At 66.5% G+C, this 13619-nt stretch carries 11 protein-coding genes; 6 read left to right on the top strand and 5 right to left on the bottom strand.

The genetic code is table 11. The features are described 5' to 3' along the window. Window positions 1-8 precede the first annotated feature (8 nt). Together C8258_RS05240 and C8258_RS05245 are read right to left on the bottom strand one after the other, a co-directional pair. Complete coding sequence (locus C8258_RS05240) at window positions 9-1901, bottom strand: ATP-binding protein (protein ID WP_106954184.1); 1893 nt, start codon at window positions 1899-1901, stop codon at window positions 9-11. 86 nt (window positions 1902-1987) lie between these two features. Then, window positions 1988-2794, bottom strand: a complete 807-nt coding sequence (locus C8258_RS05245; protein WP_106954185.1) for an SDR family NAD(P)-dependent oxidoreductase — start codon at window positions 2792-2794, stop codon at window positions 1988-1990. A gap of 445 nt (window positions 2795-3239) precedes the next feature. On the opposite strand from C8258_RS05245, the gene C8258_RS05250 reads away from it, so the two are divergent. The 4 genes from C8258_RS05250 (at window position 3240) to C8258_RS05265 (ending at window position 7654) form a co-directional block, all read left to right on the top strand. Further along, window positions 3240-3656, top strand: coding sequence for a VOC family protein (locus C8258_RS05250; protein ID WP_106954186.1), 417 nt, complete (start codon window positions 3240-3242; stop codon window positions 3654-3656). Window positions 3657-3740: 84 nt separating this feature from the next. Further along, window positions 3741-4796, top strand: a complete 1056-nt coding sequence (locus C8258_RS05255) for a hypothetical protein (protein ID WP_233224884.1) — start codon at window positions 3741-3743, stop codon at window positions 4794-4796. Window positions 4797-5045: 249 nt separating this feature from the next. Next, the gene (locus C8258_RS05260; protein WP_106954188.1) at window positions 5046-5558 is read left to right on the top strand and encodes a MaoC family dehydratase; all 513 of its coding nucleotides are present in this window, start codon (window positions 5046-5048) and stop codon (window positions 5556-5558) included. 623 nt (window positions 5559-6181) lie between these two features. Continuing rightward, entirely contained in the window at window positions 6182-7654 is a 1473-nt protein-coding gene (locus C8258_RS05265; protein WP_106954189.1) for an FAD-dependent oxidoreductase, read from the top strand. Window positions 7655-7773: 119 nt separating this feature from the next. Here C8258_RS05265 and C8258_RS05270 read toward each other — a convergent pair whose 3' ends face one another. Then, window positions 7774-8895: an acyl-CoA dehydrogenase family protein gene (locus C8258_RS05270; protein ID WP_106954190.1), complete on the bottom strand. Its 1122-nt coding sequence runs from the start codon at window positions 8893-8895 to the stop codon at window positions 7774-7776. A 124-nt stretch (window positions 8896-9019) separates the two neighbouring features. Continuing rightward, window positions 9020-10033, bottom strand: a complete 1014-nt coding sequence (locus C8258_RS05275) for an AraC family transcriptional regulator (RefSeq protein ID WP_106954191.1) — start codon at window positions 10031-10033, stop codon at window positions 9020-9022. 150 nt (window positions 10034-10183) lie between these two features. Here C8258_RS05275 and C8258_RS05280 point away from each other — a divergent pair, with 150 nt between their 5' ends. Continuing rightward, window positions 10184-11191, top strand: a complete 1008-nt coding sequence (locus C8258_RS05280) for a zinc-binding alcohol dehydrogenase family protein (RefSeq protein WP_106954344.1) — start codon at window positions 10184-10186, stop codon at window positions 11189-11191. Window positions 11192-11266: 75 nt separating this feature from the next. Further along, a complete protein-coding gene (locus C8258_RS05285) occupies window positions 11267-12187 on the top strand; it encodes an alpha/beta fold hydrolase (protein WP_106954345.1) in 921 nt (306 codons plus the stop codon). Window positions 12188-12192: 5 nt separating this feature from the next. Here the strand turns inward: C8258_RS05285 and C8258_RS05290 are convergent, their stop codons facing one another. Then, a complete protein-coding gene (locus tag C8258_RS05290; protein ID WP_106954192.1) occupies window positions 12193-13593 on the bottom strand; it encodes a wax ester/triacylglycerol synthase family O-acyltransferase in 1401 nt (466 codons plus the stop codon). Between the last annotated feature and the right edge of the window lie 26 nt (window positions 13594-13619).

Here is a 13619-nt window from a genome sequence, read left to right on the forward strand (position 1 = left end):
CTTTTCGCCTACTCGGCGACCTCGGACGGGGACAACAACGTCGCGGGGATGGATACGACCGCGCTTATTCCGCCGTACTCGGATTCGGTCAGCCGCACCGAAAGTCCATGCTGCCCGGCGAGGGCGGGCACCACGAACAGGCCGAGGCGGAAATCACCGGTGAGTGCGGCGATGCCGAAATCCGGTGCCGCCGCGAGGAGTTCGTTGCTTTGCACCAGCGCTGCGGGCTCCATGCCGAGCCCTTGGTCGCTCACCGAGAGGCGCACCCAGCCATCGACGGCACGGCCGTCGACGCGAACCCGCGACTGTGGTGGGGAGAACGCGGTGGCGTTGTCCATCAGTTCTGCCAGCAGATGAACGACGTCGGCGACAACATGGCCGGCGACTCGCACATCGGGCAGCCGGGTGAGGTCCATGCGCTGGTAGTCGGTGGTTTCGGCCGCGGCGCTGCGTACGATGTCGAACAGCGACACCGGATTACGCCAGCGCCGCGCGGGTCGTTCCCCGCCGAGAATGATCAGGTTCTCGGCATTGCGTCGGGCGCGGGTCGCGAGGTGGTCCAGTGCGAACAGGGTCTGCAGATAGTTCGGATCATCGGCCTCACGTTCCGCCTGGTCGAGCACCTCGAGTTGGCGGTGCACCACCAGCTGGCTCCGATGGGCGATGTTGACGAACACAGCCCGGACACCGTTGCGAGTCGCGGCCTCCGCGGCAGCGGCCGACACGGCCGCGAACTGTGCCTGATTGAAGGCGGCGGCCACGTCCCCGATCTCGTCGGCGCCCGGATCGAGCCGGACGACCTCCTGGTCGATCTGCACCTGCTCGCCACGCCGCAGCCGGCTCATGAGGGCGGGCAGGCGCCGCTCGGCCAGGTCGGTGGTGTCGGTGCGCAGGCGCACCAGCCGGCGTGCCAGCCGGTCGGCGGCGACGAGCGCGGCCGAGACCGCGATCACCGCGATGGCGACCGCGGCGAAAGCGGCGAGGATCGAGCCGTGCGAGATTCGGTCGCCGGCGTCTTGCGCCGACTTTCCCGCGGCCGCGTTCTGCGCCCGCCAGAGCTCGAGTAGCCCGGATGTTACGTGTGCGGCTGCTTCCGAGGTGGCGTCGCCGGCGGTGCTGGTTCCAGGCGCGGCAGCGATCAGTGCGTCCTCGGCCGCGACGGTCGTGTGCCAGTCATCGCTATCGGTCAACGCACGCAGCCGATCTCGCTGCGGACCGGAAAGCTGCGCCGCCAAGTGATCCAGCGCGATCCGGTAGTAGCCGACCTCGCTGGTGAACCGCTGCAGCTGTTCGGCGGTCGATCCGCGGGCCGCGGCCGCCGCGGCAAGTGCGTGGGCCCGCGACATCGCCTCCACCGCACGAAACATGGACAGCCCGGTGCTCAATTCTCGCGCGGTGGCCGTATCGGGCGCGCGCTGTGCGGCGACGGCCGATCCCGTGGTGATGACCTCGACTGCTCGGTTGTAGTAGTCGTAGGCATCGCCGGCGCTCAGCGTGCCCGCGTCGACGCCCGAGCGAGTGGCCGGCAGCTTCTCCAGTACCGTCACGGAGTTGGCGAGGACGTCGCGAAATCCGGTGGGGTCGATAGCGGCCAGCGCCTCGCCCATGGGCGTCAGGTCGGCAAGCGCGTGGTCGACGTGCTCGCGTGCCGCCGCCAGTGTCGGGACCGGCTGTGCCCGCTGGGCGGCAACCATGGTCAGTTGCCGTTCCTGTTGCATCGCTTCGACCATGGTGACCACCGGCTCGAGTGCGCGACCGTTCTGGGCCGCCCAGTCGCGGGCGTGCTGGCCGGTTTGCAGGAAGTGGCCAGCAGCTCCTACGGCGACGAGCAACAACGATACGCAGGGAATGGCCGCCACCGCGACGACGCTGGTGCGGATGCCGATCCGGGGCCTGAACACGGCCGAACGCTAAGGTGGCCGCGGCGGCTCCCGGAGCCGGAATCCCGTTCAGCGGAAGCATTTTCGAATCGCTTCCGACCCGACTGTCACATGTGCGAGCCGCCGTCGATGCGCAGTTCGGCACCGGTGACGAAGTAGGCGTCGGCGGAGGCGAGCATCGCGACCACGGCGGCCACTGCGTCGGGCTGGGCGAAAATCGCGCCGTCGGGCAGCGGCAGCATCGGAGCGGCCTTGCCGAACAGGGCGAAATCCGCGTCGGCGGGCAGGCCGGGCCCCACGCTCTGCTTGGCTTCGCCGGTGCCATCGGTCATACCCGACGAGATCGAGCCCGGCTGCACGGAATTGAAGCGGATGCCCTGCTTGCTGAATTCCATGGCAAGCGCGTGGGTCATCGCCTGGATGCCGCCCTTCGAAGCCGCGTAGGCCGACATGTACGGGTGCGCGAACTGCGCCGAGGTGGAGCTGAAGTTCACCACCGCCGGCCCCGTACCCTCGCGCAGCGCCGGCAGGGCTTCCCGGATCACCAGGAAGGTGCCGATGAGATTGATCCGGATCACTTGTTCGAAGTCGGCCACAGTGGTCTGCTCGAAGTGGGCAGAGCGCAGAATCCCCGCCGCGTTCACCAGCGCGTCGAGGCCGCCGAGCTCCCGGACTGCCTCTGCGACACCGGTTTTCACCGAGTCCTCGGCACCGATGTCCATGACGACGGTGGTGAGGCGCTCCGCGTCGTCGCCTGCCTTGGTGTGCGTGTGCTTCAGGCCGTCGGCGCTGATGTCCGCGGCCGCGACCCGCCCGCCCTCGGACAGGATGCGCAGAACGGTCGCCTGACCGATGCCGGAACCGGCGCCCGTCACCAGGACGCGGCGGTCGGCGTAGCGCTGCAGGGTAGTCATGATGGTGTTACTCCTTTGTTGGTCACCGATGCGCTCAGCATGCTCAGGCGCAGCGATTCTTCAATGGGGTGATTTCACTGATTGGGATATTGATTGCGATCCGGCCGCGATCCAGGCGGTGATCGTGCGGATCGTCGCGGGGAAGGCGGGGTGGTCGGGCCGGTTCAGGCGGTGATTCCACGGATCAGACATCTCGACGAGGCCAAGGTCGGGCAAGCGGCGCTGTGACGCCGGCGGCGGCCGAGCCGCCCGCTCGGGTCGCTAGCAGGATTCCGATGCCGTGAGCAAGGGTTCGACGCGGTCGAAATCGGCGGCACCGAAATCGATGTAATTCAACGTGCAGGTCCGATAAGGGCCGATCCCGCTTCCGCTGAGCGGGAACTTCGCTGAGTGCCTTCGTAATACGCCGGTAACGTCCGCTGGGCGAACAGATTCGGGAGGTCGCATGGTTGCAGAGGCAGCAGTTTTCCGTTTCAGCAAGATTCTCGTCGAGAACACCGAAGCGCAGTTCGGCTTCTATTCATCGGTACTCGGAATGATCGAGAAGTATCGCGTCCGCACCGGCGAGGGAGACGACGCTCTCGAAGAGATCATCATGACGTCGGCGCACGGTGGCGATCCCGCACTGGTGCTTCTGCACTATCTGAATCGCCCTGCACCCCGTCCGGGAGAAGCGGTACTCGGCTTCAATGTGGACGATGTCGATGCAGTGGTCCGCGCCGCGGAAGAGGCCGGAGGTACCGTGGCCGTCCCGCCGAAGGAAATGCCCGAATTCGGCATCGTGGTCGCGTTCGTCGAGGACCTCGAAGGCCATCGCCTCGAACTGGTCCAGCGTCTGCCGGCCGCAGCAGAACCGGCCTGAGACCGCCTGTAAACCTTGCGCGCCTGCCATTGGCTCGCATTCGCCGCGCCGGCCGATGCGCAGCGACACATGGAAGGAACTCCGATGGGCACGTCGACACAGCAGCATCCGATGACACCGGTCGCGCCGCCGAGCCTGATCAACGATCTGTACACCCCCGCCGAGGTCGATGCCTTGTTCGGCTTCATCCGTCGCGGTGCCCCCTGGCAGCTGGTACTTGCCCAGCATTTCTCCTCGACCGAGGAATACCTGGCGATTTCGGGGGCCGAGGACCGCAATCCGAACGCGCGACTGGCCGACTTCACGGCGCCGGTCTTCCGCGGCTATCTGGCCAAGGAAGGCATTGTGATGGACGACTCGATCCATGACATCTACTTCAGCCGGAAGCTGCTCGATCCGGTCAAGCACATGCACGGTGCCCGTTATGGATTCGCGCATCACATGCTGTTCAACACGGGCGGACCGTCCCACAGTTTCGATGCCGGGCACTTCGACGGGCGCAGCTGGCGCGGTCGCGGGCTGATCAATACGCCGGTGTGGTTGATGGGTGTCATGGCGAAGTCGGGCCTGTTCGATTCGTGGGAAGTCAAAACCGGTCAGGTCATCACCTACTTCTACGACTCCGATATCGACGGCGGATTCACGTACTGGCCGGAAGGGCCGGACCGCGCACCGTCCCGGTTCCGGGCACCGTTCCGGAACACCGCGATCCTCACCGATAATTCGCGCATGTATCACCGGCGTGAGGGGAACGGACCCCGCGATCGTCGCGATGCTCCAGGGCTCGAGATGCACTCCCTGCTGCACCGAGACAACGACGAGTGGGTGATCCGCAACGGTGACACGCAGATCGCTCGTTACGGAGATGAGCAGTCCCGCACGCTGTTCCACTACACAGCGTTGGTTTTCGACGATGCGGCCGAGGTGAACCAGTACCTCGACCACACCGACGATCTGTCCCTGGAGACCGTGTTCGACATGCTGTTTGCGGATCTGCGGGCCCGTGGGATCGCCTACAGCGAGCCGACGGACCCGCTCACCGACCCGGCCTTCATCGCGCTGCTCACCGATACCTATGCGATGGCGCCGCAGGAGTATCCGGCCGAGGCGCCGCTCGACATCCCTGTCTCCCAGCCGTGAACGCAGTACCCCCGGACGGCGCGGCAACTTCGCCTCGCTGATCGTTGCGCCTGTGTTCTCGGCGCTTGTCGGACCGGGTCGGCCGTCGTGTCGATCTAGCGGATCAGCGAGACTCGCGGAATGGATCTCGCTGTGCCCGAACCGGACACGGATATCGCTGCTCGCAACACCGTGCGGTGAGCGGCCGCTCGATCGGCGGCTCCGCCGTTCGCCTGAGAGTCGAATGATGGACAAGAAGGAAGGTTGCCGATGAGTGTCGTCCAGAGGACCCCCGCCCCGGCGGCGGCGCCACCCAAGCCCGATGCAGGACCGCTGGTGGTCGACGGCCCGGGAGGCTTGCGCGGTGCGGTCGGCGCCGTACTCGGGCCTACGGATTGGATCATGATCGATCAGCAGCGCATCGACGGCTTCGCTGACGTGACAGGCGATCATCAGTGGATTCACGTCGACGTCGAGCGCGCGAAAAGCTCACCGTTCGGGTCGACGATCGCGCACGGTTATCTCACGCTGGCGCTGTGCAATCTGTTTCTGCCGCAACTGATCAGCGTGCAGAACGTGTCCATGGGCGTGAACTACGGTGCCGACCGCGTCCGGTTCCCGGCTCCGGTGCCGGCGGGGTCGCGCGTACGCGGTAGCGGCGAAATCCTGGCGTGCACTGATGTACCAGGAGGCGTCCAGTCCACTATTCGAGTCACTGTGGAAATCGAAGGATCAGCGAAGCCGGCGTGCGTAGTCGACAAACTGAGCAGGTGGATCGAATGACGATGCGTTGCGGGCCCGGCCAACGCGCGGGTGACGATTCGATCGAAGGAGAGTCCTTTGCAGCAAGTGTCACACCGAATTTCGACGTTGTAGGACGCGAGACGACGTGACTCCGGCGCCTTGGGTGAGCGCGGATCGCCAGCTGTGGTGAATTGATACAAACACCCGATCCGTACCTGCTGGATCTGCTTTATGCGGCCGCGTACTCAACATGTCCATCGTCGGTGCGGTTCGCAGTGAAACCGTCGCAGCGTGAACTCTTTTGGGGTCGAGGGCTATCTGCGCGGCACCGTCGCACGCGAACGTCACGGGATTTCTTCTCGCTGAGCGGGATCCTCGGCCTTCCTCGGATTCGCCGCCGACGATACTGGGCGCGATCGAGTTGCTGAAGACAGGAGCGGGTGACTCACTGCGCGTGTTCGTGCGGACCCGGCCGAAGTCCGATCGGCGTTCCGCGTACTCGTACCGGACCGTCATCCCTCTCGTGCGCGGACGCACTGCGGCCATCGACAACTGCCCAGTTGACGAGGCTGCACCGGATTTCTCGGCGTCGCCGATCAGCGGCGAGTTCGTCGTCGTAACACGCGGAATGCATCGCCGGCCTCAATGAAGAGGAGAGAACAATGTCGGACATCGGGAGTGTTCGCCCCGAGCACGCTGCTGCGATTGCCGAATGGGATTACGAGGCCGACGTGGTCGTCGTCGGATACGGCGTCGCCGGTGCGAGTGCGGCGATCGAGGCAGCGCGCACCGGCGCGGACGTCTTGGTGCTGGAGCGCACCGGTGGCTGGGGTGGTGCGGCAGCGCTCTCGGGTGGATTCATCTATCTCGGCGGAGGCACTGCGTTGCAGAAGACTCTCGGCTTCGAGGACACCCCCGAGAATATGGAGAAGTACATGACGGCCGCGCTCGGGCCGGGTGTCGACGAGGCGAAGATCCATGATTACTGCCAGGGCAGCGTCGAGCACTTCGATTGGCTTGTCGCCCAGGGTGTCCCCTTCAAAAAGGAGTTCTGGGGCGAACCGGGCTGGGAGCCGCCTGCCGATCAGGGCCTGATGTACTCCGGCGGCGAGAACGCCGCGCCGTACAACACCATCGCTATCCCGGCACCGCGTGGACACCTCCCACAGATGGCGGATAAGCACGCCGGGGACAAGGGCGGCGGTTACATGCTGATGAAGCCGCTCACCGAAATGGCCGAGTCTTTGGGTGTGCGCGCCGAATACGATCTGCGTCTGCAGCGTTTGATCGTCGACGAGGCCGGCGGGGTCGTGGGTGTGGTCGCCAAACGCTACGGGAAGCTGGTGCACGTCCGTGCGCGCAAGGGTGTCGTGCTGGCCACCGGTAGTTTCGCGTACAACCAGGACATGATCGAGGCATACACCCCGCTGCTGATCAACAGGCCCGCGGCTGCCATCGAAGAGCACGATGGCATCGGTATCCGCGTCGCTCAGGCGCTCGGCGCCCAGCTGGCCCACATGGACGCCATCGAGGTTGCCATTTTCGCCGATCCTCAGGTGATGGTTCGGGGAATCCTCGTCAACGGGCGCGGACAGCGCTACATCCCCGAGGACTCGTACCCGAGCCATATCGGGCAGGCGACCCTGATCCGCCAGAGCAACGAGGCGTTCCTGATCATCGATGAGTCTGCTCTGGAGGAAGCCCAGAACACGGTCTCTTCAGCAGCCGCGATGCGGAGCCAGCCGCCCACCTGGGTAGCGGAATCCGTCGAAGAGCTGGAATCCGAAATCGGATTTCCCGCGGGGGTGCTGCAGGCAACCGTGGAGGTCTACAACCACCATGCCGAGGACGGCAGCGACCCGCTGCTCGGCAAGAAGCCCGAGTGGGTCAAGCCGATCGGAACGCCTCTGGCGGCTTACGACCTGCGCAACCGCACCGGTGGTTTCACCCTCGGCGGGCTGAAGACCGACCTCGACTCCCGAGTGCTTCATGTCTCCGGTGACCCCATCCCGGGTCTGTTCGCTGCCGGGCGGTGCACCTCGGGCATCTGCGCCGGCGGCTATGCCAGCGGTGCTTCACTCGGCGACGGGAGCTTCTTCGGACGCCGCGCAGGGCGCGCAGCTGCCAAGTCCTGACTGTGCGGCAACGGCAAGATGTGATTGCTTCGGTGGGCGAGGCGATTGCCCGCCCACCGAGTCCTATCTCAGGAGTTGTCGGTCTGAATCATTTGCGAAACGCGCCCTCACCAGGCGATCTACAAGCTACGCCCGATAATGAGTTTCATGATCTCGTTCGTCCCGCCGTAGATCTTCTGGATCCGCGCATCCGTGAACACACGCGAGATCGGATATTCCGCCATATATCCGTACCCGCCGAACAACTGCAGGCATTCGTCGGCGACGCGGCATTGTTGTTCGGTCAGCCACCATTTCGCTTTGGCAGCGGTGGGGATGTCGAGTTGGCTGCGGAGGTGTTTGGCGACGCAGTCGTCGAGGAAGGCCCAGGCGACCGAGGCGATGGTGTCGCATTCGGCGAGGGTGAACTGGGTGTTCTGGAAGTTGAAGATGGGTTTGCCGAAGGCCTGGCGTTCCTTGGTGTAGGCGACGGTCATCTCGACGGTCTTCTCGATCGCTGCCGCGGCGGCGACGGCCAGGATGAGACGTTCCTGGGGGAGTTGCTGCATGAGCTGGATGAAGCCGGTGCCTTCGGAGGCGCCGAGGAGGTTGGTCTTCGGGACGCGCACGCCGTCGAAGAACAGTTCGCAGGTGTCCTGGCCGTGCTGGCCGACCTTCTCGAGGTTGCGGCCGCGCCGGAAGCCGTCGCGGTCGGTTTCGACGGCGATCAGCGAAACCGATTCCGCGCCCTTGCCTTCGGAGGTCTTGGCGGCGACGATCACCAGGTCGGCGAGCAGGCCGTTGGAGATGAAGGTCTTGGCGCCGTTGATGACGTAGTGGTCACCGTCGGCGACGGCCCTGGTGCGGATGCCCTGCAGGTCGGAGCCGGTGCCCGGTTCGGTCATGGCGATGGCGGCGACGATCTCGCCGGAGGCCATCTTCGGCAGCCACGCCTGTTTCTGTTCCTCGGTACCGTAGGCGTTGATGTAGTGCGCGACGATCGTGGAATGCACCGGGTTGCCGAGGCTGGGCGCCATGGCCCGGGTCTGCTCGATCGCGATCACGGCCTCGTGGGCGAAGGTGCCGCCGCCACCGCCGTACTCCTCGGGGATGGAGATGCACAGCAGGCCCAATTCGCCTGCGCGATTCCAGATTTCGCGGTCCACGTGATGCTGGCGACCCCACCGATCCTCGTTCGGTGCGCATTCCTTCTCGAAGAATCGGCGCGCCAAATCGGTGAGCGCGTCGAGATCTTCGTCCATCCACGGGGACCGATGCACCGGCACGGGGGAACTCCTCTGGTCGAAAACAGTGTTCGTTCGCCAAGGTAGGAGCGTGCCGCGCGGCAGCCAATGACCGCAGCGCTCGATCTTGTGACCGGATCGCTCAGGGTGCGGCGGCGGGGCCGCGATAGGAGCCGGGGGAGCTGCCGGTCCAGCGGCGGAACGCGCGGGAGAAGGCGCTGGGTTCGGAGAAGCCGAGCCGTCGCGAGACCGCCGTCACCGTCTCGCCGCGCACCAGGGCCGCGATCGCGGCATCGCGCAGGATCTGCTCGCGGATGCGACTGGGTGAGGTGTGTTCGTCGCTCAGTTTGCGGCGCAGTGTCGCGGGACTGACGGCCAGTTCGGCGGCGATCTGCTCGACGCCGGGCCAGTGTCGTGGTCCGCCGCGTTCCAGGATCCGGCGTACCTGCGCCGCGGTGGACACCGCATCGTCACCGCGGCCGATCACGGCCTCGGGTGCGTTACGCAGGAAGCGCAGCAGATCGTCCTCGTCGCGCACGAGGGGTGCGGTGAGGACGGCGGCATCGAGGACCAGGGCCGGATCGGGTGCCGAAAAGCGTACCGGCGCACCGAAGATCAGGTCGTAGTCGTCGAGATCGTTGGGCGGATAGGGGACTTCGACGCGCAGCAGTCGCAGCGAGCCGCCGACCGACCAGTCCAGGAAGCGGTAGACGACCATCAGCATGGTGTCGATGATCAGGCCGTGCGGATGGCGGATATCGCTGAGGTCGAACGCGATTCGCGCTTCGTCGGCGTCGGTGCTCAAGCGCAGCGGCGGGAATCCGGGCAGGGCCTTCTGGAACATCCGGAACCGGTGCAGCGCGGCGGCGATATCGCGGGAACCGAGCAGGGCGAAGCACACCAGACGGAAGGTGCCGCGCGGCATCGGATGGCCGCCCAGTCCGAGTAGTTCGTCGTCGGTGCTGCGCCACAGTTGCTGCACCAGGTGCACGGCTTGTCCGACGGTGACGCGGGCGCGTCCCTGATCCAGCAGTTGCGGCGCGATCCCGGCTTCGGCGAGCAGTTCCCCGGTGTCCCAGCCGCGCCGGCGCGCGAGGTCGACGATCGCGTGCACCCGCCCGATGGGCAGGGTGAAGGCGGTCGACGGCGCGGGCACGCAGCGACGCTATCAACGCCGCGTTCCGGTGGTCGTGACCGCCTCGGCAGCCGGATACGCCGGGTTCGTCGGTGTGCGGGACTACCATCGATCTTCCCGCCGCGGCGCGGGCGTTCCGGTGTCGGAAGGAGTGCGATGAATCCTGCGACGATGGCCGTCTGGCAGGTGGTGCGGCCAGGCCCGATCGACGAATCCCCGCCGGTCCGCACCCGGATCCCGATTCCGGAGCCGGCCGCGGGCGAGGTGCTGGTGCGGGTGCTGGCCTGCGGGGTGTGCCGCACCGATCTGCATGTCGCGGAGGGGGATCTGGCGGTGCATCGGCAGCGGGTGGTGCCCGGCCACGAGGTCGTCGGGGAAGTGGTCGCGGTGGGTGAGGGAGCGATGGCCGTCGCGCCCGGTGACCGGGTCGGTATCGCGTGGTTGCGCAGCACGTGCGGGGTGTGCCTGTACTGCCGGCGCGGCGCGGAGAATCTGTGCCCCAATTCGCAGTACACCGGATGGGACGCCGACGGTGGTTATGCCGAATATGCCACGGCGCCTGCCGATTACGTGTATCCGCTGCCCTCCGGATACGCCGATGCGGAGTTGGCCCCGCTGCTCTGTGCCGGCATCATCGGCTACCGGGCGCTGCGGCGGGCGTCGCTGCCGAAGGGGGGACGGCTCGGCATCTACGGGTTCGGCGGCAGTGCGCATCTGGCGGCGCAGGTCGCCCTGGCTCAGGGCGCCGAGGTGCATGTGATGACCCGCGACGCCGCCGCGCGGGAGCTGGCGCTGGCGCTGGGCGCCGCGTCGGCGCAGGGGGCGGCCGATCCGCCGCCGGTGCCGCTGGATTCGGCGATCCTGTTCGCGCCGGTCGGTGATCTCGTCCTGCCCGCGCTGGCGGGGCTGGATCGCGGTGGTGTGCTGTCGATCGCGGGAATCCACCTCACGGACATCCCGGTGCTGAACTATCAGCGCCATCTGTTCCAGGAGCGCGAGATTCGTTCGGTCACGGCCAATACGCGGGCGGACGGACGCGAGTTCCTGGAGTTCTGCGCTCAGCACCGGATGCAGGTTCGCATCAACCCCTATCCGCTCGAATCCGCCGACCGGGCCCTGGCCGATCTGGCACACGGCCGGTTCGCCGGTGCGGCGGTGTTGCTTCCCGGAGCCCGGTGACGGCGCCGGGACCCGGTACCATCGAATTGGAACGTGTTCTAATTCATGACCGGGCCGGCGATGCGGGAGGATGCGATGGCGGCAGAGCGGCAGACGGCGGGCAATGGTCGCGGGGCGGCCGGCGGGCGATTCGGCACCCGCGTATCGCGCACGAACTCGGTGCCGGCGGGCCGGATGGTGGATCTGCCCGGGCGCGGGCGGACCTATCTGGTCGATATTCCCGGGCCCGAGGGCGCGCCGACGGTGATCCTGTTGCACGGCCTGGTGACCACCGCGATGCTGAACTGGTTCCCGGCTCTGGCGGAGTTGTCCGAACACTATCGGGTGTTGCTGTTCGACCAGCGCTGGCACGGGCACGGAATCCGTTCGCCGCGTTTCGATCTGAACGACCTCGCCGACGACGTCGTCGCGGTGGCGGAGATGACCGGCGTGGAGCGGCCGATCCTGGCCGGGTACTCCATGGGCGGTATCGTCGCCCAATCGGTGGCGCACCGGCGGCCGGACCTCGTCGGCGGCCTGGTGCTGTGCGCGACGACCTACCGATTCCGGGAGAAATGGCGTGAGCGGCTGTTCCACGGCGGTATGGCGCTGGTGGCCGGGGTGATGACCGAGACGGCCGGTCGCCGAGTGGCGGAGGCTGCGACCAAGCTGCCGCATATGCCCGAAATATCCTGGGAGACAGGGCGAATGGATCGGTGGGCGCTGGCCGAGCTGCGCACCACCAGCGGGTGGGCGATGACTCAGGCGATCGCCGAACTGGGGCGCTTCGATTCCTCGCCGTGGCTGTCGAGCCTGGATGTGCCCACGGGCGTGGTGATCACGACACACGACCACGCGCTGCCGGTCTACCGGCAGCTGGAAATGGCGAAGATGATTGCCGGAGCGGAGATTTTCCTCGTCCCGGCCGGACATGCGGCCTGTGTACTCGAGGCGGACGCCTTTGTCCCTGTACTCCTCGAGGCCTGCGCGGCGGTGGCCGCTCGGCGGGAGAGCTGACGCGCTCAGCGCTGGGCGTGTGCCGCCTTCAGGAGCGCTGAGATGCTGTCGTGGACGGCGTCGGCCATCCGGTCCGGATCGGGGACCAGCTCACGGCAGGCGATGAAACCGAAATCGAGGTCGCCGTTGGCCGACAGCACCGTGACGTTGAGTCCTGCGCCGTGGAACACCGGGCCGAACGGGAACAGCGAGTCGATGCGGTGGCCGAGGAAGTACAGCGGCTGCTGTGGTCCGGGCACATTGGAGATCACCAGGTTGTGCACCACCGGATGGCGTTCGGCGAGTTTGAACGACGAATAGGCGCGCACCGCGATCCGGAAGGTGTTCGGCGGGGCGTACTCGGCCCAGTCCTGCAGGAAGTCCGCGCCCAGAACCTCGTGTTCCTCTTTCGCGCCGACGTTGGCCTCCGCGATGAGCCGCAGCCGTTCCACCGGATCCTCGACGTCGGTGTAGAGCTGCGCGAACAGGGTCGACACCTTGTTGACGCCGCGTTCGTGCCGTGAGGTCTCGTGGGTGGAGACGGGTACCGAGGCGATCAGTGAGGTGTCCGGCAGTTCGTCGTGTTCGCTCAGATATTGCCGAAGTGCCCCCGCGATGACGGTGAGGACCACGTCGTTGATCTTCACATCGAACGCCGCCCGGATCTCTTTGATGTCGGCGAGCGGGGCGGTGGTGAAGGCGACGCTGCGATGACGGGTGATGGTGCGGTTGAACGGCGTACGGGGCGCGGTGAACGGCAAGGCCATGCCCTGTTTGTCGGCACGCCGGCGCTGCACCATCCCGCCCAGCTTGCCCAGTGTCTTCGGCACCATGCCCACCACGCCGAGTTTCGCCGGCATCCGCACCAGTCCCTCAGCGGCGAGGGCGAGATCGTTGGGCTCGTCGGACTCCGTGTGGTTCTCGGCCGGCGGATCGGGGTAGCGCACACCCGGTTCGGCGTCGCATAGATACGCCATCATGTTGGCGCCGGTGACGCCGTCGACGGCGGCGTGATGGTATTTCGAGACCACGGCGACCTTGTCGTCGGCCAGGCCCTCGATCACCCACATCTCCCACAGCGGCCGGTCGCGGTCCATCGGTTGCGCGGCGATGTCGCCGACGAGTTCGGCCAGTTCCTTCGGGCCGCCGGGGGAGGGCAGCCCGAGGCGGCGGACGTGCCGGTCGAGGTCGAAGCCGGTATCGGTGACCCAGACCGGGTGGTCGAGGTCGAACGGGACCCGATGGACGCGGCGGCGCATGGAGGGGATCAGGTGCAGGCGGCGGCCCAGTTCCTCCTTCAGTGCGGTGAATTCGTAGTTCGTCCCGTCGGCGGGCGGGTCGAGAATCAGCAGCGCGCACACGTGCAGCAGTTGGGTGTCGGTCTCCAGGTACAGAAAGCTGGCATCCAGCCCGGTCAATCGCTCCATACCTCTAGACTATTAGAACACGTTCT

This window comes from Nocardia sp. MDA0666, from assembly GCF_003023875.1.
GTDB lineage: Bacteria > Actinomycetota > Actinomycetes > Mycobacteriales > Mycobacteriaceae > Nocardia > Nocardia aobensis.